The following is a 24,963-nucleotide window of genomic DNA, read 5'->3' as shown; positions in this document are numbered from 1 at the left end:
ATGGCGCAATCCGCAGAATTGGCCTGCGCCTGTAGTGACAAAAGCAAAAATCACGGTTATTATTAAAACCGTGAAGAACACAAAGTTTATTACACTGTTTTTTATAGTTTTTTAGTAATTTGATTTTGACAAAATGTGGAGGCAATCATGTATTTCCCCACTGCTGGCATTGAATGCAATCCTTTGCTTCCCTTTGGCGTGGCCCTGGGCATATCTTTTTTTACGTCTATGGGCGGCATCTCTGGCGCTTTTCTTCTGCTTCCCTTCCATATGAGCGTGCTGGGCTATGTGAACCCCAGCGTCAGTGCCACCAACCAGTTTTTTAACGTGCTGGCCTGTCCGCCCGGTGTCTGGCGCTACTGGCGCGAAGGCCGGCTGGTCTGGCCCCTGACGCTTACCGTGGCCGCAGGCACATTGCCGGGGGTTTTTCTGGGGGCACTTATTCGCATCAACTGGCTGCCCGACCCGTCAGACTTTAAAATTTTCGCTGGCCTTGTGCTACTGTATGTTGGCGGCCGCATGGCAATCACCACATGGAAAGCCCGGCGCAACAAGGCCGAAAACATGCACCCTCAAGCCGCTACGGATAAAGATTCCACTTGCCGTCAGACTGCTATGAGCTGCTGCCATGTGTTGGAGTGGAACACACGATCTCTGGTTTTTGTTTTTCAGGAAAAAGAGCACAGGGTTTCAACCCACCGACTGGCGCTGCTCAGCTTGGTTGTGGGCCTTGTTGGCGGCATTTACGGTATTGGCGGCGGCGCTATTATGGCGCCTTTTCTGGTTTCTTTTTTTGCGCTTCCGGTTTATGCCGTGGCCGGAGCAACGCTTTTTGCCACCTTTTTAACTTCGGTGGCGGGGGTAAGCTTTTATTTTATGCTGGCCCCCTTTTATCCCGGCATGGCCGTGGCCCCCGACTGGCGCATGGGCATACTGGTTGGGCTGGGCGGCATGTGCGGCATGTATTTGGGCGCACGTTGCCAGAAATATGTTCCCGCCACGGCATTAAAGTGCCTTTTGGCGGCCATTTTGCTCTTTACAGCCATACGGTATCTGGGCCAAGGTTTCTAGCGGCTGCCTTTCTTTGTTTGGGGCGGCCCATTCAAAGGATACAGCATGAATTCGAATTCCCGGCTGCCCATTGGCCTTTTCGATTCCGGCATGGGCGGCCTCACCGTTCTCAAGGCTCTGGCGCAGCGTTTGCCCGGCGAAGACCTGCTCTATCTCGGCGACACAGCCCGGCTGCCCTACGGCACCAAGGGCCGCGACACCATTATTCGCTATACGCTCAAGGCCGCGCAAAAGCTGGTTGATATGGGCGTAAAAATGCTGGTAGTGGCCTGCAATACAGCTACGGCGGCAGCTTTGCCCGTTTTGCGCGAACACTTTGCCCCCCTGCCCGTTTTGGGAGTGGTGGAACCCGGCGCTCAGGCCGCAGCCGCTGCCAGCCGCAACGGACGCATTGTCGTGCTGGCCACAGAGGCCACCATTAACGGCGGAGCCTACCAGCAGGCCATTGCGCACATTCGCCCCGAAGCCACTGTGCTGGTACGCGCCTGCAACCTCTTTGTGCCCCTGGCCGAAGAAGGCTGGATGAACGGCCCCATTGTGGAAGGCATTGCCCGCCGCTACCTTGAAGGTTTTTTTGACGCGCCCGAAGGTGAAAATCAGGGGACTGACGCCACGCTGCCCGACACAATGCTGCTTGGCTGCACGCACTATCCCCTGCTTCAGGGAGCGTTGCGCGAGGTTGTAGGGCCGGAGGTAAACATTGTAGACTCCGCTGCGACCACTGCGGAATTTGTGGCTGAAGAACTGGCCCGTCTGCACCTGCTGCACCCCGAAGATCAGCTTGCCGACAATGCAACAAAAAAAGATCGTCACGGGAAAAGCCTTTTTTTGACAACAGACCACGTTGCCCGCTTTATCCGCACTGGCAGCCTGTTTTTGGGGCGGGACATGGCCGACGGCGAAGTAACTTTGGTAGATCTTTAATAATTGGTTTTTATTTTCAGCTATTTCACAGGACTATCCAAGCAATTCAAGCGTAGCCATAGCCCTTGCAGATATGTCTTTTTGGGGACACGCAAGGTCAAAAAGCTTGAGCGGCGCGCGTTTCAAGCTTTTTCGTTGACAGAAAAACATCGCTAACGTAATGAAACAACAGTCTGACGGCGCAATAAAACGTCATCGTTCGAAATCCCCCATGGCGCGCTGTGTCGGGTTGGCATAGCAGCGACTATCCCATGCGAGATCGGCCCGTCGGGCCACCGCCCTCCGGCCATACCGCCGTGTCTGGTCCGATATGGCACCAATCAGGGAACAAACCGAAATCCTTTATGGAGAAGCATCATGACTAAAGCTGAGCTCGTTGAAAAAATCCATGCCAAAGCCGGCCTGCCCACCAAGGCCAAGGCTGAAGAAGCCCTTGACGCCGTTGTGGCCTCCCTGCGTGAAGCCCTGGCCTCTGGCGAATCCGTAACCTTCACCGGTTTCGGTAGCTTCAAGGTTGTGGAACGCGCCGCCCGCAAGGGTCGCAACCCCCGCACTGGCAAGGAAATCACCATTCCGGCCAGCAAGGTTGCCAAATTCACGCCCGGCAAGGGCCTGAAGGACGCCATCAAATAAATATGGCTTCATAGAGTTTTTGCGGCGCGTTCTCCCACTACTAGGAGAACGCGCCGTCTTTTTTATTTATGCCGCAGCGCCCATTTTTCAGATGCCCACCCGCCAGAGTCCCATCGGGTAGGTCCCATCCACCAAGGCACCGTCAGGCATAGCACCATCCGGCGGCGCAAAGCGAGGCACAACACGGGTGGCGGCATGCGAACGCATTCGAACGGGTACGGCAAATGCCGCCTGAAAACAGACTATTGTGTGGCTGCCGTGGCGCACGAGCGCAATATTCAGGTTACTGTGACGCCCCGCCCTTGAATTTCAGCGCAGAATACATTACTAGCTTGTGCAACGCCAACGCGCGCACCCTGCGGAGGGGTGGCAGAGCGGTTGATCGCGGCGGTCTTGAAAACCGTTGAAGGTGTGAGCCTTCCGGGGGTTCAAATCCCTCCCCCTCCGCCATAATGTTATTAAATCAGCTCACGTTCACTCTATGAACGTGAGCTGATTTTTTTGTGCCCGTCAGCCAACGATCTCTCCTCATATACCCACAGATTCCCCCTGCGCCAGCAGCCTGAATTCAAGCACCCCGCATTGAAAGCCCACCCACTCTTTCCCGTACGACATTGCGCCAAGCTGACGCAGGCAAGCTCAGTTTGCCGCATCCAAATGTTATACTGAGCGTCGCTACTACAGTGACAATCAGAGCGTCAGTGCCGATTTTCTCCAAAAGGTTGCTAGCCCGGGAATTTCCTACATACAAAAAACAGGGCCGCCAAAAGGCGGCCCTGTCAGGACTGTCAGAAAAACCGATTTTAGAACGTGTAACGAATGCCCAGGCTGAATTCATTGGCATACGGGGCCATGCCGACCTTGAACTTTTCATTGTCCACGGTCTTTTCATTTTCATGATAGCCAAGGCCCACGAAACGGTACGCCAGGTCAGCGGACAGGTTGTCGGTAATGGCATAGGCTACGCCCGCGCCTGCGTTCCAGGCAAAGACAGTGTTTGTTTCGGTAAAGCTATCGCTACCGAAACCTGCGATTTCCGCCTTGTATTTGCTCTGAATGAAGCCCATGCCAACACCAGCTCCAATATACGGCGTGAAGGCCGTATCATTACGGAAATCCCAGTACGCATTCAAGAACAGGGTCTGCAGGTTCCACTGCCCCTTGAGAGTAGCATCACGATCGTACTTGGAGTCCCATTCAGTCTCGCTATTGGTGCGAATGGCGTACTCAATTTCAGCGCGAACTGGAACTTGATACATGGGGAAAAAGTCAAATCCGACAAAAGCTCCACCACCAATGGTGTTCTGCGAGTAACTGTTTATATCGACAGTGTTGGCTTCTCCCCCCCTGGAAATATCGCCCGTGCTCTGGATGGAATCAATAAATTTCAGGCCCATATAGAAGCCATTATCTGCCGCAAAGGCAGAAACAGAAAGCGCCAATGACAACAACGTGGCGAGAAAAACGCGTTTAAACATGTTCCCTCCAATCTTTTTAAATTACTACACATCTGACCACTCATCTTGCAATATAGCCTAGACTTTTGAAAAAAGTACACTCTGGCATTCTTTAGTTCAACTACTATATCTGATTAATAAGAAATTAATGAAGAAAACTCGCAGCAAAAACACCTAACCCCTTCCTTTTATCGCACAACTTAGAATTGCTTTATGCAAAACACCCATACAATGGTAGTGTGCATAGTTACACAATTACGCCAAAAACACAATAACACTCTGTTTTATTTAAATTTTATAAGAAGCAACGCAAGGCAATTCACGCCCGGACATGTGAACGATACGCGCTCAATCAACGCAACGGGTGCCCGTTGTTTGAAAACCCGATAGTAACGTCGCCCACGTGGATTTGCTACTGAGCAAACAATTATTGAAGATTTATATTGTACATAACAATACGGCAACCCAATAAACCGCATAGTACATACTGCTTTCAGGCATCATTGGGCTTAAAAATTATTCAAAACACGTTTGCAGCATCCCCTAACACACACTATGCTGCTAAAAAACTTGATAATCAGCAATAGAGCATACAATAAACATGTTTTATGGCTGCAGATTTTAAATATCATTCAAAATATCATAATAGGTATAACTATTCCAAGCTACCAAGGTGCATATAAATAAAATCATGCAGGTACAGAAGACCATATTGGGGAATTTAGTTCCGATCACTGTTAATATAGATACCAATATATTCACCTGACAAAGTATTTTAAAAATAAAACATTAAGCACTTTAGCTGGTTAGTATGGTAATATAGGCCCTCTTATTAAGAATTACTCGCAATACCATTGACAATACCCCGTAACGTGTCAATTTACTGCATGTAAGCATGTGGTTATGCATTCGCTGCCCTGCTTACGCAAGGTGCCCCACGACCTTGCCCAAAGCATCAATGCTCGGGATCTGCACAGAAATCCGAGTCGGGCCGTACCTGAAAGGGGCATCGGCCTGGAACACGGAACAGCCTTATCCCTGTTCCCCCTCCCAAAGCCACTACTTCGCCGCACGGCGTTTTTGCAGCAGTACATCTTGTACCTGAAGGCATACCAACGCACAGCAAACCGCGACCACGCGGCTTGGCTGGAGCAGGCAGCCCCGGGACAAAAAGCCACGCACTGCCATAACCGCCACGCAGCCCCAGATATTTTGGATCATACCGCCAGCGCAACCACGTATGGCCGTATGCAGGAGAAATCATGAACACCATCATACTTGCTCACCCCACGGCTGGACAGCACACCACAGTAAAAGCCGCTCCCGGCAGCAGAATCAGCATGGATTTCGTGCTTGAAGAAGCAACTGTTGAACGTCAGGGCGAAAACCTTGTTTTCGTTTTTGACGACGGCTCCAGCATACTCATAGAAGATTTTTACGTAGACTTTACAGGAGAAAACCTGCCCGAATTTGAAGTTGGCGGTCAGATTCTCTCCGGTTCTGACTTTTTTGCGGCCCTTGGCCCTGACCTTGCCCCGGCTGCTGGCCCCGAAGCAGCACGCAGCGCCCGCTACAACGAAATGGGCAATGCCGACCTGGCCTCGGGCATAGACCACCTGGATGGTCTGGACATGAGCATTCCCGGTTCAGCCGTCAGTATGGAGAGCCAACTGGCTGCGCCCCTCATGAATCTTGGCGCGGTCAACAACTCCGGTCCCGTTTCAGGCGAAGGCCCCACGTCTCCGCCCACGGTGCCGCCCATTGGACAGAGCTTTGCGGCCGACGTTCGCGCGGTCATGTACAACACTGGCCCCAACAGCGCCGACCATGTTGTGACCACGCCCATATTTTTCAAAAATGCCGACGGTTCCGTAGTAAACCTTTCTGGCGCGCCCGCAGGTTCCTATGCTGTCGCCTGGTCTTTTCCGGCTGACTGGGACAACAGCTGGCTTGCTGACCCTGTTGTGGAAAACGGTCAGCTGGTTTTCAAGCTGAGTCCCCAAGGCCTGCAAATGCTGCAACAGACAGGCGACGACTCCTTCCTGCGCGGCTTTGTAACCGTAACCGTGACCATGAACGGCCAAACTTCGGAATATAAGGTCGAAGTTGTGGGCACGCAGGGCACCTATTTCAATTCGGCTGACTATGACGAAGAGTATGGCGCCGTTTCCGGCCTTGGCACGGACTATATCGGCGAATACCACCAAGGTTCCGGCCAAAACGGCAGCTACCACATCACCTCGTCCTCCAAGAATAACGATATTGTGCTCAACGACAGCCTTATTGGCGGCAGTTACGTCCACGCCAGCGGCAACCCGTCTGACATGGGGCACGACTTCAATACCATTCTCATGAACAAGGGCGTGATCAACACTGGCGGTGCAACTGCCGTTACATCCTATGACGGCACCCTGCGCGTGCATGACGGAGTGAGTGCCGAGGGTGGCAACGCTTCCAACTCCATAGATATGGGCAAGGGGCAAGTCCACATCAGCAACACCTCTGGCCACGGCGTGGCGGCCAGCCAGGGCAGCAACACCATTTCCGGCAATCAGATTCTTGTGGAGGGCAGCGGCGCGGGCGTCTATGCCGAGAACGGCGGTCAGAACAGCATCATTAACACTGGCGACAAGCCCCTTACCATCATCGGTGAAGATGAAGGCGTGTATGCTGACGGGGCCGGATCATCCAACTATATCTCCAACCAACACGGCACAATAGACATTACGGGCCAATCCGTTGAGGGTTTGGCCGCCACTGGCAACGGAGCCAACTATGTTATTGGCAAGAACGTGAACATCACGGGCGCTTCGGGCCAAACCGTGCCCGGCGGCGGCATGTCCGGCGCGGCTGGAATCTTCGCTTCCGGAGGCAGCATCAACGAAGTCACCGCAATGGACGGCGACGTGACTGTCACGGGACACCGTGGGCTCGAGGCCGTTTCTGGCGGCAGCAATGACGTGTCTGTGGAAGGCCAGGGCAATATCACCGTAGAAGGCGAAATTTTCGGCGCTGGTGCCTTTAACCTGAGCTCCAACAACAAGCTCACCGCCGAACAGGGCGCGGTTACTGTTACCGCCAGCAACGGCAGCGCGCTTGTGGCTGCGGACGGCAGCAATGAAGTCACTGGCAAGGATGTGAACATCACTGGTTCCTCATCAGGCCTCAATGCCGCTGGCCTGGGCAGCAATACCGTCACAGGCACAGGCGGCAGCGTCACCATCAAGGGCGATTCCAGCGCCGTCTACGCCACCGCCAACACTGGCGGGGCCGCTCATGTGGGCAACAAGATCATTGGACAGGGCGATACCGCCATCACCATTGAAGGCGGCGCGACTGGCATGAACGCCACGGGCGGCGGCCGTAACGAAGTCGTGGGCCAGGGCAACAACGTCATCACCGTCACTGGCGAGTGGGACGGCATGTCCGCTGACGGCGCGCTTTCCGCCAACAGCATTCTGGCTGTGGACGGAACCGTCAACGTCACGGGGCAGGATGCCGAAGGGCTTTCCGCCATCAGAAACGGAGCCAACTACATCATCGGCAAGAACGTGAACATCACGGGCGCTTCGGGCCAAACCGTGCCCGGCGGCGGCATGTCCGGCGCGGCTGGCATCTTCGCTTCCGGCGGCAGCATCAACGAAGTCACCGCAATGGACGGCAACGTGACCGTCACGGGGCACCGTGGGCTCGAAGCCCTTTCCGGCGGCAGCAATGACGTGTCTGTGGAAGGCCAGGGCAATATCACCGTGGAAGGCGAAATCTTCGGCGCTGGTGCCTTTAACCAGAGCTCCAACAACACGCTCACCGCCGAGCAAGGTACGGTTACTGTCACCGCCAGCAACGGCAGCGCGATTGTGGCAGCCGATGGCAGTAATGAAGTCACTGGCAGGGATGTGAACATCTCCGGCTCCTCATCAGGCCTCAATGCCTCTGGCATGGGCAACAACACCGTCACAGGCACGGGCGGCAGCATCACCATCAAGGGCGATTCCAGCGCCGTCTACGCCACCGCCAACACTGGCGGGGCCGCTCATGTGGGCAACAAGATCATTGGACAGGGCGATACCGCCATCACCATTGAAGGCGGCGCGACTGGCATGAACGCCACGGGCGGCGGCCGTAACGAAGTCGTGGGCCAGGGCAGCAACGTCATCACCGTCACTGGCGAGTGGGACGGCATGTCCGCTGACGGCGCGCTTTCCGCCAACAGCATTCATGCCCCCGGCGGCACGGTGAATGTCTCCGGCCAGTACGGCGTGTCTGCCACCAGCGGTGGAGCCAACTACATCATTGGCAAGAATATCGACATTTCCGGAGCCAGACAGGAATCAAGCCCCGCCGGACCGCCCACAGAAGGCGCGGGGCTCTTCGTTTCCAACGCTGGCGACAACCAGATTACTGCCAGCGACGGAGGCACCATAAACATCTCAGGCGCCCGGGGCATGGAAGTTATAGGCGCTGGCTACAATGACGTTTCCATAGACGGGCACGGCAGCATCGATGTTGAAGGCGAACTCTTCGGCATGCAGGCCAGCGGGGCCAGCAGCAGTAACATCCTCAGCCTCGATTCCGGCAACGTGAACGTGACGGCCAATTATGCGCCGGGAACAACCAATAATGCTACGGCCATGTCTGCCTTGAACGGCGGCCATAACGAAATCAACAGCGACGGTTCGGTGACCGTGTCCATCACCGCCACAGCGGCGGGGGCCAACAATGCCGTTGCCATGTGGGCCAAGGGCGGCGGCTCGCTGAACATCATCAACGGCGGCCAGAACAGCAGCGTGAACATCACTGCGCAGGACGGTCAGGGTACGGCTCTGAGCGCCAATGACGGCGGCAGGAATGAAATTTCGCTTGGCGCTGGCAGCCAGATAACCATTCAGGGCAACATCAAGACTGACGGCAATGCAGCCAGTGAAAACAAGATTGTGGTTTCTGGCTCCGGCAATACGGTGACGGTGGCTGGCAACGTTGCCCAGGGCAGCCTCAATATCGTGGCCAATGCGGACAACACCTTTACCCTGATCTTGCAGGCCAGCGACATGAACGAATTCGCAAGCCGCTATGCCGACTGGCTCAACGGCCTGACGGATATCGGCTTCTTCGCGGGTCTGACCTCGGTGCAGTTCCAGATCGACGGCGGATGGTCAGGTGCAGACGAAGCCACGCTGCAGGGCATTCTTTCCGGCTTTCTGGGTAAGGTAGACGGAGACAAGGTATCCTTCACCAGCACTTCGGACGCGCAACCGGAATCGTTCTCAGCCGCCTTCGATGCTCCCCAGGACCACGACGGCTTTGGGCACGGCGGCACTGACAACAATGACTCTGGCGACGGTATTGACCCGCTGCACCACGACTTTGACAGTGATGCCTACTCCACCCTGCTCTTTGCCAATGATGACAGCGATTTCCTTGATGCGGATGAAAGCCTGTACGACGATGCGATGAACGCCAACTACTCCGAAACCGGAATATGGGACGCTTCCTCCACTGAAAGTGCGGCCTCTGACAGCCATGAGGGATACAACACCCCCGGGCAGTCCCTTGCAGAAATGGACGACATTCTGCGCGAAGGTGATGACAGTCTGGACAGCGTGCTTCAGCCCGCATCCACGGCGGAAGAAACCACTGGCGAACATGCAGTTGACGCAAGAGACCTCATTGACCTGACCAACACCGCCGCCCTGAAGGAAGCTGCCCTGCCTGTGGCCTCCGCCGCGCAGTCTCAGGCTTCCTCCGGCGATGATGCTGGGGCCAGAGTTGCCGAGCCGGAAGCGCCCAGCGCCGACGTGTCTGGCGAAGTTGCCCGGCAGATGGTAGAAAACGCCTAAAAACGCCGGCTCAAGGGGGCCAGACTTCCATAACCAGCAAAAAAGCCGGGGTTCGTCAGACGAACCCCGGCTTCGTTATTTCAGCACCAGATCGCCCATACAGCCAGTTGCGAAAACGCAAAGAGGCTGCTACAAAAAACATAGATCACAGTAATGCTTAGAGGGATTCGGGCGTCAGGCCCGCTCCACCCCATCCGCGCCCTCCTGTCGCCAGTCAGGTTCGGGGCACCAGCGGAAAGGCACCCCCCACATTCCGCAGCAAGGCGGAATGGCCATGTAGCCCGCAGTATGGTCTGTCGGGCTTTTTTTGTCAGATGCAGGGCTTTGCCCCGCGTCGTACACCGGCCATCGTGGAGGGAACGCCAATGAAGCTGGGCGTCAAACTCATGCTGTCATTTCTGTCTGTTATTGCCATACTTCTCATTCTTTCAGGCGTAGCCATCAAAAATCTGGATGCAATGAATTCCAGAGTCAATGAAATCGACACCACATGGCTGCCGGCGGTTATCACCGTCCAGAGCATGAACATACAAATCAATGCCGTGCGGGCCGACCTTGCCGCCATCATGTCGCAAAACTACGCGGACGAAATCCGCAAGTATGAAGCGAGAATCCAGCAATCCCTGCAGATTTTGCAAGAAAATCGCGAAAGATTTCTTGCTCTCATGCAGTCCCTGCCGGACGGCATCAGCATGCAGGACAAAGAGCTTATAGAGCGCATCGACGCCTTGTCCACTGAAGCCGATGACATACGCGAAAATCTTGTCAAAGGCATACTCAACGGCCGCCGGGGCATGGCGGTGTCCAACTTTGACGGCAAGTACCGTCCTGTTTTTGAAAAAATGGCCGAGGCATACGGCGAGCTGCTCAGCCGCAGCGTCAACGGCAGCCAGCAGGCGGCGGGCGACGCTTCCTCCATCGGCGAGCAGGCCCGCGCCACGTCCCTGATTCTTGCCGGAGCGGGCCTCATTTGTGCGGTGGGCATCTGCCTGCTTCTTACGCGGTCAGTCAGCAGGCAGCTTGGCAAGGATCCCGGCCAGCTCGCTCTTATTGCCCGCCGTGTGGCCAAGGGCGACTACCACATGGATGATGGCGGCTCCCGGCGCGGCGTGTACGGCGACATCGTCGCTATGGTGGAAGCCCTGAAAAGCCATATCGAACGGGCCCACCAGGAATCGGAAAAGGCCCTGGAGCAATCGCACATGGCGGCGGAAGCCTTACGCAAGGCTGAAACTTCTGAAGAAGATGCCAAAAAGAAAACAGCGGCCATGCTTGCCGCTGCCCATAAACTTGAGCAGGTCGCCCAGGGTGTCAGCGCAGCTTCCACCCAGCTCTCGGTACAGATCGAACAATCCGACAAGGGCGCGATTGCTTCTGCCCAGCGGCTGGCTGAAGCGGCCAGTGCCATGAATCAGATGAACGCCACAGTGCATAACGTGGCCCACAATGCGGCCCAGGCCTCCGCAGCGTCACACGAAACCCGCGAAAAAGCCTTGGCTGGAGCGCACATTGTGGAACAGGCCGTACTCAGCATCGGACAGGTGCACGAGGTTTCGCTGCGCCTCACAGAAAATATGGGCCAGCTCAACACGCAGGCCCAGGCCATCAGCAATATCATGAATGTCATTTCCGATATTGCAGATCAAACCAACCTGCTGGCTCTCAACGCGGCCATTGAAGCTGCCCGTGCTGGTGAAGCCGGGCGCGGCTTCGCCGTGGTGGCAGACGAGGTGCGCAAACTGGCCGAAAAAACCATGACGTCAACGCATGACGTGGGTAGCGCCATCAAGGCCATTCAGGAAAGCACGGCAAAAAGTGTGGCTGCTATGGATATGGCCGCCGCGCAGGTCGACAACGCCACCGGGTTCGCCAACCAGTCAGGCCAGGCTCTTGGTGAAATAGTCACCACCGTCGAGGGCACAGCGGATCAGGTCAACGCCATTGCCGCCGCCAGTGAACAGCAGTCCGTTGCCAGCGAAGAGATCAACCGCTCCATATCCACGGTCAACGAGGCCGTACAGCAAACAGCGCAGGCAATGAACGAGGCCTCTGAAGCCGTTGGCGATTTGGCGCGGCAAACCCGCACCCTAACATCTCTTATTGCAGAGATGCGAAATGAAGAGTACAATCAGTAAATCTTTCTGATTAATTGTTGTCTGAATGCCGGGCAGGCCCGGCTTCAGACAACTGCCATGCGCCGCCGGATCTACCTTATTATTGAGGTTTTTCGGCGAAGTGCTGCGTTTGTGCAGGTATGGCCTGTTCACCCATCCAGCATCATGAGCCAACAATCCACGCATACGTGCGGGGTTTTCCCGCATACGGGCAATACGGCGGCGTCACCTGCCATTTGTGTCCGGCCCCACTCGCCCACGTTGCGGCATGGATTGCTGTGCCCTTTTTTCAGCCCGCCTCCCGGCACGCCGCCCAAGGGGACGTGACGCCTGTTTTCCTTGAAACTGTCACATGATAACCGCATGCCCGGTGCAGACTTGCCCCGGCCAAATACCCGATCAAACAAACTAGACCCGCTGTCTTTCCCGGTCCCATCAGGCGGCTGCGTCCACCCGGACCACCCTGGAGAATCGCCATGCTCAGAGCCATCAGCATTTCGCAACGCATAACGTGCTTTGTCATACTTATGATAACCATGACCATAAGTATGGCTATCTTGTCCTTTTTTATGACCAGCGGCGTCATCAACGAGGGAACCGCTGTTGCCAGAAGCCAGCTGCTTGATTCGCAGCGTGCGCGCATCAAGGACGTGACCCACGCCTCTGCTCTGGGATTGGCCGCCATGACAAAAGACCTGCCAAAGCAGGAACAGTTGCGCGTCATTACGGACTATGTTGAAAAATCCCGCTTTGAGGACGACTCCTCCGGGTACTTTTATGTCTACGAAGGCACGATCAGTGTGGCCCACCCCACACAAAAACAGCTCATTGGCAAAGACCTGTCCGGCACAGCAGACAAACAGGGCGTACACTACGTCACGGAACTGCATAAGGCCTCAACCAAAGGCGGGGGCTTTGTTGACTTTATCTTTCCCAAACCCGGTGCTGGCGACGTGTTCAAGCTCGGCTATGCTGAAAATGTTGCGGGAACGCCCTACTGGATTGGTACCGGCGTTTACATAGACAACGTGGACAGAGACGAGACCAAACTGCGCACCACCATGCAGGGTTTGCTCACACATACCCTGACTACCTATGGCGGCGGCTTTTTGGCCATTTTGCTGCTCATCGTCATACCCCTTTCCTACCATCTGGTGACGTCCATCACCAAACCCCTGAGCGGCATCACCGGGCAGGCCCGCGCCGTGGCCGCGGGCGATCTGGATGTGCATATCGCCCCCACAGGCAAGGACGAGGTGGCTGTTCTGGAACAGGCCCTGCGCGACATGGTCGGCAACCTGAAGCAGCTTATCAATCAGGCGGCAGAAAAAAGCCGTCAGGCTGACGAAGCCGCAGCCGAAGCCAGAATTGCCCAGGGCGAAGCCGAACAGGCGGGCAAGGATGCGCAGGCAAAGGCAGCAGCCATGCTTATGGCCGCCGACAAGCTTGAACAGGTGGCCCATGTGGTCAGCACCGCTTCAACGCAGCTTTCGGCCCAGATCGAGCAGTCCGACAAGGGCGCGCTTGATTCCGCCCGCCGCCTGACTGACGCAGCTACTGCCATGAATGAAATGAACGCCACGGTGCAGAGCGTGGCCCAAAACGCGTCCGAAGCCTCCGTAGCTTCAAGCGAAACACGCGAAAGGGCCGTGGCAGGCGCGCGTATTGTGGAACAGGCCGTGCACAGCATAGGCCAGGTACACGAAGTTTCACTGCGTCTTACGGAAAATATGGGGCAGCTCAACGATCAGGCCCAGGCCATCAGCAAGATCATGAACGTTATTTCCGACATTGCGGACCAGACCAACCTGCTGGCCCTCAATGCCGCCATTGAAGCTGCCCGCGCTGGTGAAGCCGGTCGCGGCTTCGCCGTGGTGGCCGATGAAGTGCGCAAGCTGGCCGAAAAAACAATGGCCTCCACGCACGACGTGGGCAATGCTATCAAGGCCATTCAGGAAAGCACGGCAAAAAGCATGGCCGCAATGGAAGGCGCTGCGGAGCAGGTAAATCAGGCTACGGAGTTTGCCAACCAGTCCGGTCTTGCCCTCAGTGAAATTGTTACCACAGTCGAGGTCACGGCAGATCAGGTCAACGCCATTGCCGCCGCCAGCGAACAACAGTCCGCCGCCAGCGAAGAGATCAACCGCTCCATTACCTCGGTTAACGAAGTGGTGCAGCAGACGGCTCAGGCAATGAACGAAGCTGCCCGGTCTGTCAGCGATCTGGCGCGGCAGGCGCACAGCCTGAGCGACCTCATTGGTGAAATGAAAAAATAATTACGTGGGTGCGGTTAAGCCCTGCATTATGCGTGGATTCTGCCGGAGATTGTGTTTTCAATTGAATACCAACGTTGCAATACGAAGTATTACAACATTCATCCGCCCTGGATAAAAACAATTGCGCTGGATAAAAAAATGCCCCCTCTGTCTGCCAGGACAGAAGGGGCATTTTGCTGGTTCAGGCCGTGCCAGAGCATCGTTGCGGTGCTTTGTGGGGAGCACCCCTTTTGTAAAGGGGTTTCCGCCCCATCTCCCACGTCCGCTATCCCTGAAACCCTTATCGTTAGTGGGGCAAATGACAGAACCTTCTGGTCTGAAACAATGGCTCCACGGCAGCGCCTTTCGGCTTCACACAGTCTCAAGGTTTAAACGCCCGAACGCAAAAGGTGGACCGGGCTTACGCACGATCCACCTCAAATATCATTTACCACAACCTGCGATTGCCGATCAAAGGAGCATGCCGCCGGGACGCCGTCATAATGCGCCACGTCTGCCGAAAAATTCCTTAATCTGCGTTCTGACTACAGAAAAGAAAGATTTCTATTCTTCAAGCCAGGAATCGTCTTCCAGCACAGTGTAGCCGCGCACGACGAGGTAATTCACGCCGTCCACCTCTTCAAGCAGCCCGGAAACTTCCACAGGAAGGCTGACTTCGTCATCCATATCCACACCAGCACCGCGCGGTACGATGCGGTATTCCACGTCGTCCTGGACCACAGCCACCCTGGCCTGCCTTGCATCCACAGAGCGGGGCAACGCCGTAACGTATCCTTTGATGGTAAGGGAACTTTTGTTCATATGCTGTCTTATTGCCTTTAATAAGCGGATTTTTTTCGCTATAGCCCCTTTCATGCGGTGATGCAATATCCCGTACGGCCTTGATCTGACTTTTTTTGCGTAAACGCTACTCTGCCGGGCGGTTGGAGCATACGGCGGGGCAAGAAAAATCATCTTGGCCCATCAAAGACCACACTTTTTCATCAGCTCATACCAATGGCCCCGCGATATGCCAGCCATGCCTGCGGCCTTGCGGGCATCAGCCCCGCTGGCGGCCCAAATGCGCCGCACATAATTTTCTTCAGCCAAAGCCTTCCATTGGCGCAAAGGCGGCAAATCCTGCTCGTCGCCAGGCAGCGGGGGCAGCGCTGCAGTTACGGGAGCAGTGTTCCCCGGCTGTGCTCCCGAGGCCTGCCCGGCGGAAATTCCGTTTGCGCCAAGGGCAACACTGCCCACTGCTTCGCCAAAACCGCCATCCTGCCCGCGTCCCATGCGGCGGCGTGCCTCATCAACGCGCATGCGGGTGGGCAGATGCACGGGCAAAAGCAGATCACCCTGCCCAGCCGCCAGACAGGCGCGCTCTGTGCTGTTGATAAGTTCCCGCACATTGCCCGGCCAGGAATACTCCATAAGCATATCCAGCACCTGCCCGGAAATGGCCTTGGGCGGCAAATCGTTATGCAGGCAGAAGCGGCTTGCCGCCTGCTGGGCCAAGGCAGGAATTTCGTCTCTTCTTTCCCGCAGGGGCGGTATGACTATGGTAATGCCCTGCAAACGGTACAACAGGTCAGAGCGAAAGCTTCCGTCTCCGGTCATGCCTTCAATGTCTCTGTTGGTGGCGGCCACAAGGCGAAAATCGCTGTTGACCTCCCGCACTTCTCCCACGGGTCTGAACCGCCGCAGCTCAAGGGCGCGCAAAAATGCTCCCTGCATGGACTGCGGCAGGTCGCCCACTTCGTCAAGAAAGAGCGTGCCTTTGTGTGCCGCCAGCAAAAGCCCGTCCCGCGCCCTGTCTGCTCCGGTGAACGCCCCGCGGCTGTGCCCGAAAAGATGGCTTTCCACAAGGTTTTCAGGCAGCGAGGCGCAGTCCACTGTTACAAAAGGACGCGCGGCCCGCGCACTGTTGCGAAACAGCGTCTTGGCAAAAACTTCTTTGCCTACGCCAGTTTCACCCAGCAAGAGGACGTTCACTTCGCTTTGCGCAGCCTGGGCCAGCAGCTTCAACGCCCGGCTCATGCCCATGCCCGCGCCGAGAATGTGCCCGCTGTCCACCAGCAGTGCTTCCGGCCCAGGCACCCTGTTTTGGCGGAAGGTCAAAACATGGCGCAGGCATTGCTCAATATCCCGCACCTTCAGAGGCTTGGTCAAAAATTCCCACGCGCCCGAACGCAGGGCAGCTTCGGCGGCGTCGCCGTCGCCGTGCCCGGTGATGATGACCACATCGGGCAGACCCGGCAAATGCGCAAAGTCGCCCTGCCACTCAAGCCCGCTGCCGTCGGGCAGCCAGACGTCAAGCAGCACCACGTCCACTCCCTTGCGGCCCATATCCAGCCCCTGACTGATGCTCTCCGCCAGCAAGACTTCATGGCCCATGCGGGTACACACCACTTCGACCATCGTGCGCATGAGAGCTTCGTCATCCACCACAAGAATACGGGCCATCAGCAGTCTCCCTTGCGGCCCGCCGGGGCCAAATCACATTCCGGGGCAGCAGTTTTGCCTGCCATAAAATCCGCATCAGGTTCCGCGCCCAAGGATTCATCCAGATACTCGTCCAGCATGGCCAGCGCTTCGTGCAAGGCACGCTGCATATGCGCCGCAGCCTGTTCCAGATCAGCCTCCTGCGCACTTTCAGTGTCGCCAGCCCGCGCGTGCAGCACATCAAAGCGCATGGTTCCGGCTGAATTTTTTACGGCATGCGCCAGACGCCGCAGATTGTAAGCATCGCCTGCGCTCAAGGCCGCCTCAAGGTGCGCGCCACGAGCCTGAAGATCTTTTCTCAAAACCTCGGCCAGCTGCACCAGCAGTTCATGGTCGTGGTCCAGCGCGGCAAGCGCTTCCTGCCTGTTCCAGGGCATGAGTGCCTCCTCTTGAGGCGAATTTGGAAAGGATACGGCGCATCCACGAGGAGCAGAACGTACGCTGGAGCAGCAATCCGCCTCGCAACGTGCGGGTATGGAACCAGCGGAAGGCACGTCTCCGCAAGGCATGCCGGACGCGCAAGGAGACGCTTGCCCACACACAGACGCGTTGTCTTGGCACGTATCTTCTTGGCACATACGATTCTGGCCCATACCGTCTCTTTCTCTGGCTGACAGCAATGAAGCCAGCTCCGTACGCAGGCTTGCAAAGGTAAGCGGCTTGAGCAAAACCATATCCGCCTGCAGATCTGCGCTGCGTTGCCTGTCTTCCGCATCGAGGGCGGCGGTATAGATAATGATTTTCTGCCGGGGCGAAGCAGCGGTATGTCCTGCACGCACGGCTTGCAAAACCTCCAGCCCGCCCATGTCGGGCATGCGCGCGTCAAGGATGACCATATCCCACGGGCCATCCTCCAGAGCGGCCAGAGCGCTTTTGCCGTCACGGGCCATACGCACGCAAGCGCCCTCTGCCCGCAGCATGTGCTCCATAATATATCGATTGGCCTCATTGTCTTCAGCCACAAGAATGCGGCAGCCCGCAAAGCAACCGTTTTGCGGAAAGGACGCCTGCGAGTTCGGAATTTCGTCAGCCTCGGGGCCAGCTTTCAGGCTAACCCTCAAACCTGGCTCCTGACCAAGCTCTTGAGCGGGCCGGCAATCTGCCACAGGGGCAACAGACGAGGCAGTACCGCCAACACTGTCGCAGGCCGGAGCCTGCGCACCGCCCGCATCCTGTTTGTCTGCAACATTTTCTGGCCCTTGCGGGCCGCAGCCGCCATTCTTTTTCTTCTGATCTGTCCAGCTTGGCAGTTGCAAGCAAAGTTCAAGGGTAAAACACGATCCGCACCCCGGCGAGGAAATCACGGTCACATCACCGCCCATGCGGCGGGCGATAGTGCGCGAGATATACAGGCCAAGGCCAGTGCCCGGAACGCTGGGATTATCGCTGCCACGCTGAAAGCTTTCGAATATGCGCTCGGCGTCTTCCTCGGGCAGCCCCGGCCCGGTATCCTGCACCATAATTTTAAGCCGCAGGGTGTCAGCCGCGCCCTGATTGATGCCCCCTGCCTTGCGTCCGGCAGGTTCCACACAAACGCGCACCCGCCCCAGCTCAGTAAATTTTACCGCATTGCTTACAAGGTTGCCCAAGGTCTGCCGCAGGCGAAAGCAGTCACCCACCACGGCATCCGGCAAATCCGGATTCACGTCCAGATCAATATCCAACCCCTTGGCTTCAGCCACTGGCCTGAAAAGCGCCATGCAGTCTTCAAGCGCGGCGCGCAAGGCAAAAGGGGCTGGCCGCAGTTGCAGGGCCCCCTGTTCCAGACTTGCGTGGTCTGTCACGTCACGCACCATTTCCAGCAGGGCGCTGCCCGCCTGGGAAAGATAGCGCAAGGCCTTTTTGCGGTCCTGCTCCTGCATGCCCTTTTGTTGCAGCAGTTCGCTCATGCCCAGTATGGCTGTCAGCGGGGTGCGCATATCATGACTCAGGCGGGCCATAAAAGCGCTCTTCATGCGGCTGGTTTCCTCTGCAAGCCAGCGGCGGCGCGTGAGATTGAGGGTCAGCCCCCCAATGGCAAGAACGCCCGTCAGCCCCAGCAGGGAGTATAACAGCTGCATGTTGCGCTGTTGCTGCTCCACATTATGCAGGTAAACGTCTGCATCCTGGCTGACGCTGATGCCCCCGAGCACCTCGCCCACCTTGCGTCCCAGATGACAACGCAGGCAGCTTTCCTGCGCCACAAGCACGCTGAGCAGGCGTAATTTCCCCTGCCCATCCTCCCCGGGAGCGCTGAAAACTTCCCGCGCCTCTTCCGTACACTGGCCGAGAGCGCCAGATTCCCAAGTATCAGCCTTGTTTTCCGGCCGCAGAGGCACGTTACTTATGATGCTGATTCCTATGCCAGGTTCCGAACTGCGTTCAGCCAGTTGACGGCTCATATACGCGGGATTCATGAGCACAAGCGTGCGGCCGTCTTCGGTGGCAAGAGTGCGTTCGCCCTCCGGCAGCCAGGGGTTAGGCTGGCCGTATTCGCTTTTCAGCACATACACACCGCCGTGGGTCGCATTCCAATTACGCGCATCCATAAGTTGTCGCGCAACGGTTGAAAGTCTGGTATGCTCCAACTCAAGTCTATGGGCTTCGTCAACCTGCGAGGCTTGCCGGTAGAGGGCAAGGGTGAGCACAAGCCAGAAAAAACAGGCCAGTAGAGGAATCCAGATAACCGGACCGTTTTTCTTCGCATCTGTAGATGTCATAGAAGCCTCATAGCGATAAATGAGACAAAAGCCCCATCTGTTGTCATATTTTTATGAATTTTGTCATCTTTATCTGGATTTTTCAATGCCGCTATTGGCCGCCTGATAAAAAAATCACACAACACTCACGTTTATCAAAGTTTTTTCTTTACAAAAATTTTCACATAAATGGTACAATTCTTGATGTTACAGGAATCATATTGTGCCGCCGTGGTGGCTGCGCAATGGACGGTCTGCCTGGACCAACGGCCGTCCGGCGATCCCCTTCGGGTTGCCAAAGCTCATGAAAAACAGGCTGCAAGGCCTGGCCGTGGGCGATACTACGTCCTGAAAATGTGGGTTTTCAGGACGCATCTGCACTAGGAGCGAGTGAAGGAGGCTCTATGGGTATACCCCGCAATGGACCCTGGCTGAAATGGCTGATGGGCGGCGTTGCGGCGGGAGTGGTGCTGATGGGAGTTCTGGCATATGCCATGACGACCACCGACCAGCGACCGTTCTGCGCCAGTTGTCACATCATGCAGGAGGCTGCCGTTACCCAGAAGATGGGCACGCACGCCAATCTTTCCTGCAATGATTGCCACGCCCCGCACAATCTTTTGGTCAAGTTGCCGTTCAAGGCAAAAGAAGGCCTGCGCGATGTGGTGGGCAACATTATGGGGCACGATATTCCGCGTCCCTTAAGTCTGCACACGCGTGACGTGGTAAACGCCAACTGCAAGGCGTGCCATGCCCAAACCAACATCAACGTGGCCAGCATGGACGCAAAGCCCTACTGTGTGGATTGCCACAGGGGCGTGGCCCACATGCGTATGAAGCCTATCAGTACAAGGACGGTAGCCTATGAATAAGCGAATTGTGACCACGGCCCTGGCTCTGGCCACGCTGCTGGGCGTTGCTTTGCTCAGCGGCTGTCAGGATGTATCCACCGAGCTGAAGGCCCCCAAATATAAAACGGGCATTCCTGAAACAGAACTCAAGATGTCGGCCTTCAAGGGCGCATTTCCCCAGCAGTATGCTTCGTATATGAAAAATAACGAAGACAAGGTCATGACCGACTATAAAGGGTCTGTGCCTTACCATAAAAATGACAATGTGAACCCCCTGCCCAAGGGCTTCAAACATGCTCAGCCCTACCTGAAAAATCTCTGGCTGGGCTATCCTTTCATGTATGAATACAATGAAACGCGTGGGCATACCTACGCCATTGACGACTTTGTAAATATTGACCGCATCAACCGTTTCGCGGCTGACGGCAAGGGCAACCTGCCCGCCACCTGCTGGAACTGCAAGACCCCCAAGATGATGGAATGGGTCGGCCAGTACGGCGATAAATTCTGGTCTATGGACGTCAATGAATTCCGCGCCAAAGACAAAATCAACGCTCATGAAGAAAGCATAAGCTGCGCCACCTGCCACGACCCCGGCACGATGGAGCTGCGCCTGTATTCCGAACCGCTCAAGGACTGGCTCAAGCGCAGCGGCAAGGACTGGCAGAAGATAAGCCGCAACGAAAAGCGCACTCTCGTCTGCGCCCAGTGCCATGTGGAATACTACTTCACCCACAAGGACAACGGCCCGGCTGCCAAGCCCGTATTCCCCTGGGATAACGGCTTCAACCCCGAAGACATGTATCAGTACTACAAGGGCCACGGAGCCAAGGACGCCGACGGCAAGCCCGGCCCCTTTGTTGACTGGGTACACGCTGCCTCCAAGGTACCCATGATCAAGATGCAGCACCCCGAGTACGAAACCTTCCAGGACGGTCCCCACGGCGCTGCCGGAGTTTCCTGCGTCGACTGCCACATGCAGTACGTGCGTGAAGACGGCAAGAAGATGACGAGCCACTGGATCACCTCGCCCATGAAGGACCCCGAAATGCGCGCCTGCCGCCAGTGCCATGCTGACAAGACCGGCGAATACCTGCGCCAGCGCGTGCTTAACACCCAGAAGAAGACCTACGACCAGCTGATCAAGGCACAGGAAATATCCGTCAAGGCTCATGAAGCCGTGCGTCTTGCCAATGCTTACGAAGGCCGCCGCGCGCCCAACTATGAAGCCCTTATGACTGAAGCGCGCGAAATGGTGCGCAAGGGCCAGTTGTTCTGGGACTACGTCTCCGCTGAAAATAGCGTGGGCTTCCATAACCCGACCAAGGCGCTCGACACGCTCATGACCAGTATGGAATGCAGCCAGAAGGCCGTTGATCTGGCCACCCAGGCCACGGAATTCGGCATCGCCCCCATGCTGGCTGGCGACATCAAGGAGATTGTGCCGCCCATTCTGAACATGAGCCGCAAGCTTCAGCAGGATCCCGAGTTCCTCAAGCAGAACCCCTGGACCAAGCTGCTGCCTGCGCTGCCCAAGGCTGAACAGGTATGGGAAGGGCAGGACCGCCTGACCTCCCAAGGCAGTCAGGGAAAGTAATTCCAGACCAGCCATAGCCCTCCACAGGCTCTGTCTGTAAAAGTCCGCCCGGGAACGCCAATGGCTTTCCCGGGCGGACCCTTTTATGCGCCGCACTTGATAGCGCACCGCATCTTTTCTACTATGCCTGCATACACGCCCGTAAAGCGGGCTCATGGCAACCCTCCACCGCAAGCACTCCCGCCGGAGACCGGACTGCGGGAGGCAAACGAGGCGAGAATGAAAAAAATTCTGGAGCCGGGCATTTCCGGCACGTCTGAAATTACTGTCAGCGAAGCCATGCTGGCCTGTCATGTTGGCAGCGGTCTGGTTGAGGTTTTTTCCACAGCCATGATGATAGCCCGGATGGAAGCCACCGCCGTGGCCGTCGTGCAGGATGTGCTGCCTGAAGGCATGACCACTGTGGGCACCAAGGTGGATGTGGCCCATGTAGCGGCAACACCCTGCGGCATGCAGGTGACGTTCACCGCGGAACTGACGGGCATGTCCTCCAACGGCAAGGGACTGACCTTCAAGGTAAGCGCCCGTGACGAAGTGGGCCTGATAGGCGAGGGCGTTCACGAACGCGTCGTGGTACATAAAGAAAAGTTTGAAAGCCGCACCCGCCACCGCAAGGACTGTGGCTGCTGATTTCTGGAGCAGATGAACATTGAAATGCTCTGGCAGGGCCATGCGAAAAACAGGCAAGCTAATCCGTAGGCTTTCGCCATAAAAATTGCTACTCTGAACGCGTTCGCACTTACGAACACAAGGAGAATCCTTATGAGCAATCTTACCTTTTTGGGTATTTCAGGCAGTTTGCGCCGCGCCTCCCGCAATACGGGTCTGCTGCGCTGCTGCGCCGCCCATCTTCCCGAGGGCGTCCGTATGGAGATCGCCAATATCTCCGCACTGCCCTTCTATAATGAAGATATTGAAAAACCGCAGGCCGCCAAAGACCTCATTGCGCAGGTCACTGCGGCAGACGCTCTTGTGCTGGCTTGCCCGGAGTACAACTACTCGCTGGCTCCTGCTCTGAAAAACGCGCTGGACTGGGTTTCGCGTGAGCCCAACCTCGGCCCGCTTTCGGGCAAGGCCGTTTGCATTGTGGGCGCCGGAGGCGGCATGGGCACCAGCCGTAGCCAGTACCATCTGCGTCAGGTTTGCGTGTATCTGAACCTGCATGTGCTGAACAAGCCCGAACTGTTCTCCAATGCCTTTACACCAAGCTTTGACGACCAGGGCAATGTGGTGGACGACGGCCTCGCCAAACAGACTGCCGAGGTCATGCAGGCTCTTGCCCAGTGGACCCGGCAACTGAAAAAATAGCCAGCATATTTGCAAAGCAACCCAAACGCTTGCTGCGTTTCGCTTGCGAAACGCGCGGCAGGTTGCGGCAATGCGGCACGGTTCGCATAGCCGACTGAAATGCATGATTTTCGCTGTGTACAGCCAGTGATTAAAAACCCGCTCCGGTATGCGCCGGAGCGGGTTTTCAATTTGCCCTTGCGGCAATGCAGGGCCAGGACGTGAAGACGTGGAGGACACGGATTATCTTGTAGAGGCGCTTTTCTGCTTATGGAAACTGCGACGCGCCCGGTGCGCCTGAAATTTATTTGCGGGTTGCTGCGGGCTGTGTTTCAACGTGTTGCCGCACCATGATGGATTTGGCCTCACTGCGCCGCAGGGCAATGGTAGCCTCGGCGCAACGCAGGGCCAGAGGATCCCTCAGCGGGGCATACCCTACCACTGAAACAGGCATGCCCGAACCGAGTCCCATGTCGCGAATTCTGCGGGCCAGTTCGCCCCTGGCATTGATGCTTACAATATACGCAGGCTCGCCAACCTTGAGGGCCGTGAGCGGAAAAACACTTTCGCGCTTGTCCATAAAAGCCTCACCAGCAGAAATTACAACTGAAAAACACTGCGACACAGCAACACGCCGTGCCTGCGGCCCGGGGCATTTCACCCCACACCGACAAGGCGGCCTTGTGCCTTGAACTCATCCGCCCATCATAAAAACAACTTTCATTTTCAATCTAGTCCAGAGGGCTATGGCCGTCAAGCTGGCATATAAGTATTTATCTCTGTTATTTCAAGATATAACAGAAATTATTTCTGCCTCGCCAAACCACTCCCTAGCCAGCCCCTCGACCACTGGAGCCAAGTCTGGCATGCTGGTTGTTCAAGTCAGCCAGCACCACTCCGCCACCAGTCTGTCCAATGTAATGGATACGGACGCAAGCGAACAAACTACGGCATTACCGCCAGGGCTGGCGGAGGTAATCAACATGAGCATGCTGCGAAAAGCTCTGGAACGGGGCCTCACCCCTGCCAATATAATCAGCTACGCCAGCCTTCAGGTGATGACGCGATGGGGACGCTTTTGGGGCACCCTGCGTCTGCGTTGCAAGGCCGCCCTTGTGGGCGTGCCCATTGGCGCAGGCGTTACTGCCCACGGCCCGGTGGGGCTCATGCGCTGGCCGGGCAGCCACATATCCATCGGGGATGAAACAAGCCTTATTTCATCCTGGCGGCGGGCCACGGCAGCGGCTCTGGCAACGCCTGTGCGCCTGCGTACCTTTGGCCCCGGCGCACGCATTGATATTGGCCCCGGCGCGCAACTCAGCGGCACGTCCATAACTGCCCGCTCCACCGCCATCAGCATCGGACGGCAGGTATTGATTGCGCCCAACTGCATCATTGTGGATTCAGACTTTCACGCCCATTGGCCGCCAGAAGCCCGCGCCACAGAACCGGGGATGGAAGGCGACAGGCCCGTGGCCATTGGCGACTACGCCTGGATTGGCCTCAACTGCATCATTCTCAAGGGCGTCACCATTGGCGAGGGAGCTATTATCGGTGCTGGCAGCGTGGTAACAAAAGACGTGCCGCCGCACAGCCTTGCTGCAGGGTCGCCGGCCCGTGTGCTGCGTTCTCTTGTTCCCACTGAAGACCGCGCCGCCGCGCCGCAATCCGCAGGGCAGGCAAGGCCTGCCGCGCAAACCGAAATCCCGCTCAGGAGAGACGCATAATGAGCGCTTCCCGCGTGGGAGCCTCTTGCA

General features: G+C 56.6%; 16 protein-coding genes and 1 tRNA gene. 12 read left to right on the top strand and 5 right to left on the bottom strand.

Annotation, left to right across the window (positions count from 1 at the left end):
• Positions 1 to 147 precede the first annotated feature (147 nt).
• The 4 genes from HNQ38_RS10585 (at position 148) to HNQ38_RS10570 (ending at position 3,078) form a co-directional block, all read left to right on the top strand.
• Complete coding sequence (locus HNQ38_RS10585; RefSeq protein ID WP_183720443.1) at positions 148 to 1,071, top strand: sulfite exporter TauE/SafE family protein; 924 nt, start codon at positions 148 to 150, stop codon at positions 1,069 to 1,071.
• A gap of 45 nt (positions 1,072 to 1,116) precedes the next feature.
• A complete protein-coding gene (gene murI, locus HNQ38_RS10580) occupies positions 1,117 to 1,995 on the top strand; it encodes a glutamate racemase (protein WP_183720440.1) in 879 nt (292 codons plus the stop codon).
• Between the two features lie 357 nt (positions 1,996 to 2,352).
• On the top strand, positions 2,353 to 2,628 hold the full coding sequence (locus HNQ38_RS10575; protein ID WP_022659096.1) for an HU family DNA-binding protein: 276 nt from the start codon (positions 2,353 to 2,355) through the stop codon (positions 2,626 to 2,628).
• A 360-nt stretch (positions 2,629 to 2,988) separates the two neighbouring features.
• A tRNA-Ser gene (locus tag HNQ38_RS10570) sits at positions 2,989 to 3,078 on the top strand.
• Positions 3,079 to 3,431: 353 nt separating this feature from the next.
• Here HNQ38_RS10570 and HNQ38_RS10565 read toward each other — a convergent pair.
• Entirely contained in the window at positions 3,432 to 4,106 is a 675-nt protein-coding gene (locus tag HNQ38_RS10565) for an outer membrane protein (RefSeq protein ID WP_183720437.1), read from the bottom strand.
• Between the two features lie 1,241 nt (positions 4,107 to 5,347).
• On the opposite strand from HNQ38_RS10565, the gene HNQ38_RS10560 reads away from it, so the two are divergent.
• The 3 genes from HNQ38_RS10560 (at position 5,348) to HNQ38_RS10550 (ending at position 14,312) form a co-directional block, all read left to right on the top strand.
• Positions 5,348 to 9,922, top strand: a complete 4,575-nt coding sequence (locus HNQ38_RS10560) for a beta strand repeat-containing protein (protein WP_183720434.1) — start codon at positions 5,348 to 5,350, stop codon at positions 9,920 to 9,922.
• A gap of 365 nt (positions 9,923 to 10,287) precedes the next feature.
• Positions 10,288 to 12,057, top strand: a complete 1,770-nt coding sequence (locus tag HNQ38_RS10555) for a methyl-accepting chemotaxis protein (RefSeq protein ID WP_183720431.1) — start codon at positions 10,288 to 10,290, stop codon at positions 12,055 to 12,057.
• Positions 12,058 to 12,512: 455 nt separating this feature from the next.
• On the top strand, positions 12,513 to 14,312 hold the full coding sequence (locus HNQ38_RS10550) for a methyl-accepting chemotaxis protein (RefSeq protein WP_183720428.1): 1,800 nt from the start codon (positions 12,513 to 12,515) through the stop codon (positions 14,310 to 14,312).
• Positions 14,313 to 14,855: 543 nt separating this feature from the next.
• Here the strand turns inward: HNQ38_RS10550 and HNQ38_RS10545 are convergent.
• The 3 genes from HNQ38_RS10545 to HNQ38_RS10535 all read right to left on the bottom strand — a co-directional run bounded on the left by HNQ38_RS10545 (position 14,856) and on the right by HNQ38_RS10535 (position 19,492).
• Positions 14,856 to 15,113, bottom strand: coding sequence for a hypothetical protein (locus HNQ38_RS10545; protein ID WP_183720425.1), 258 nt, complete (start codon positions 15,111 to 15,113; stop codon positions 14,856 to 14,858).
• A 162-nt stretch (positions 15,114 to 15,275) separates the two neighbouring features.
• Positions 15,276 to 16,754 carry a sigma-54-dependent transcriptional regulator gene (locus HNQ38_RS10540; protein WP_183720422.1) on the bottom strand — a complete coding sequence of 493 codons (1,479 nt, stop codon included), beginning with the start codon at positions 16,752 to 16,754 and terminating at the stop codon, positions 15,276 to 15,278.
• On the bottom strand, positions 16,754 to 19,492 hold the full coding sequence (locus HNQ38_RS10535; protein WP_183720418.1) for an ATP-binding protein: 2,739 nt from the start codon (positions 19,490 to 19,492) through the stop codon (positions 16,754 to 16,756). The genes HNQ38_RS10540 and HNQ38_RS10535 overlap by 1 nt, the downstream gene beginning before the upstream one ends.
• A 383-nt stretch (positions 19,493 to 19,875) precedes the next feature.
• On the opposite strand from HNQ38_RS10535, the gene HNQ38_RS10530 reads away from it, so the two are divergent.
• The 4 genes from HNQ38_RS10530 (at position 19,876) to HNQ38_RS10515 (ending at position 23,227) form a co-directional block, all read left to right on the top strand.
• Positions 19,876 to 20,343 (top strand): cytochrome c3 family protein, encoded by a 468-nt coding sequence (locus tag HNQ38_RS10530; RefSeq protein ID WP_183720414.1) that lies wholly within the window; start codon positions 19,876 to 19,878, stop codon positions 20,341 to 20,343.
• Positions 20,336 to 21,919 carry an ammonia-forming cytochrome c nitrite reductase subunit c552 gene (locus HNQ38_RS10525; RefSeq protein WP_183720411.1) on the top strand — a complete coding sequence of 528 codons (1,584 nt, stop codon included), beginning with the start codon at positions 20,336 to 20,338 and terminating at the stop codon, positions 21,917 to 21,919. Before HNQ38_RS10530 ends, HNQ38_RS10525 begins: the two co-directional genes overlap by 8 nt.
• A gap of 219 nt (positions 21,920 to 22,138) precedes the next feature.
• Positions 22,139 to 22,549, top strand: coding sequence for a thioesterase family protein (locus tag HNQ38_RS10520; protein WP_183720408.1), 411 nt, complete (start codon positions 22,139 to 22,141; stop codon positions 22,547 to 22,549).
• 132 nt (positions 22,550 to 22,681) lie between these two features.
• Positions 22,682 to 23,227 carry an NADPH-dependent FMN reductase gene (locus HNQ38_RS10515; RefSeq protein WP_183720405.1) on the top strand — a complete coding sequence of 182 codons (546 nt, stop codon included), beginning with the start codon at positions 22,682 to 22,684 and terminating at the stop codon, positions 23,225 to 23,227.
• A 283-nt stretch (positions 23,228 to 23,510) separates the two neighbouring features.
• Here HNQ38_RS10515 and HNQ38_RS10510 read toward each other — a convergent pair whose 3' ends face one another.
• Complete coding sequence (locus HNQ38_RS10510) at positions 23,511 to 23,786, bottom strand: FeoA family protein (protein ID WP_183720402.1); 276 nt, start codon at positions 23,784 to 23,786, stop codon at positions 23,511 to 23,513.
• A 286-nt stretch (positions 23,787 to 24,072) separates the two neighbouring features.
• Between HNQ38_RS10510 and HNQ38_RS10505 the strand changes: the two genes are divergently transcribed.
• The gene (locus HNQ38_RS10505) at positions 24,073 to 24,933 is read left to right on the top strand and encodes an acyltransferase (RefSeq protein WP_246388106.1); all 861 of its coding nucleotides are present in this window, start codon (positions 24,073 to 24,075) and stop codon (positions 24,931 to 24,933) included.
• Positions 24,934 to 24,963 lie beyond the last annotated feature (30 nt).

Origin of the sequence: Desulfovibrio intestinalis, from assembly GCF_014202345.1 — a bacterium.
GTDB lineage: Bacteria > Desulfobacterota > Desulfovibrionia > Desulfovibrionales > Desulfovibrionaceae > Desulfovibrio > Desulfovibrio intestinalis.
This window is presented reverse-complemented; position numbering and strand designations above follow the sequence as displayed.

Coding starts and splice junctions, on each gene's coding strand:
- HNQ38_RS10530 (WP_183720414.1), top strand. CDS start 19,876: ATGGGTATACCCCGCAATGGACCCTGGCTGAAATGGCTGATGGGCGGC.
- HNQ38_RS10505 (WP_246388106.1), top strand. CDS start 24,073: ATGCTGGTTGTTCAAGTCAGCCAGCACCACTCCGCCACCAGTCTGTCC.
- HNQ38_RS10540 (WP_183720422.1), bottom strand. CDS start 16,754: ATGGCCCGTATTCTTGTGGTGGATGACGAAGCTCTCATGCGCACGATG.
- HNQ38_RS10550 (WP_183720428.1), top strand. CDS start 12,513: ATGCTCAGAGCCATCAGCATTTCGCAACGCATAACGTGCTTTGTCATA.
- HNQ38_RS10520 (WP_183720408.1), top strand. CDS start 22,139: ATGAAAAAAATTCTGGAGCCGGGCATTTCCGGCACGTCTGAAATTACT.
- HNQ38_RS10585 (WP_183720443.1), top strand. CDS start 148: ATGTATTTCCCCACTGCTGGCATTGAATGCAATCCTTTGCTTCCCTTT.
- HNQ38_RS10535 (WP_183720418.1), bottom strand. CDS start 19,492: ATGACATCTACAGATGCGAAGAAAAACGGTCCGGTTATCTGGATTCCT.
- HNQ38_RS10575 (WP_022659096.1), top strand. CDS start 2,353: ATGACTAAAGCTGAGCTCGTTGAAAAAATCCATGCCAAAGCCGGCCTG.
- HNQ38_RS10565 (WP_183720437.1), bottom strand. CDS start 4,106: ATGTTTAAACGCGTTTTTCTCGCCACGTTGTTGTCATTGGCGCTTTCT.
- murI (WP_183720440.1), top strand. CDS start 1,117: ATGAATTCGAATTCCCGGCTGCCCATTGGCCTTTTCGATTCCGGCATG.
- HNQ38_RS10555 (WP_183720431.1), top strand. CDS start 10,288: ATGAAGCTGGGCGTCAAACTCATGCTGTCATTTCTGTCTGTTATTGCC.
- HNQ38_RS10510 (WP_183720402.1), bottom strand. CDS start 23,786: ATGGACAAGCGCGAAAGTGTTTTTCCGCTCACGGCCCTCAAGGTTGGC.
- HNQ38_RS10525 (WP_183720411.1), top strand. CDS start 20,336: ATGAATAAGCGAATTGTGACCACGGCCCTGGCTCTGGCCACGCTGCTG.
- HNQ38_RS10545 (WP_183720425.1), bottom strand. CDS start 15,113: ATGAACAAAAGTTCCCTTACCATCAAAGGATACGTTACGGCGTTGCCC.
- HNQ38_RS10560 (WP_183720434.1), top strand. CDS start 5,348: ATGAACACCATCATACTTGCTCACCCCACGGCTGGACAGCACACCACA.
- HNQ38_RS10515 (WP_183720405.1), top strand. CDS start 22,682: ATGAGCAATCTTACCTTTTTGGGTATTTCAGGCAGTTTGCGCCGCGCC.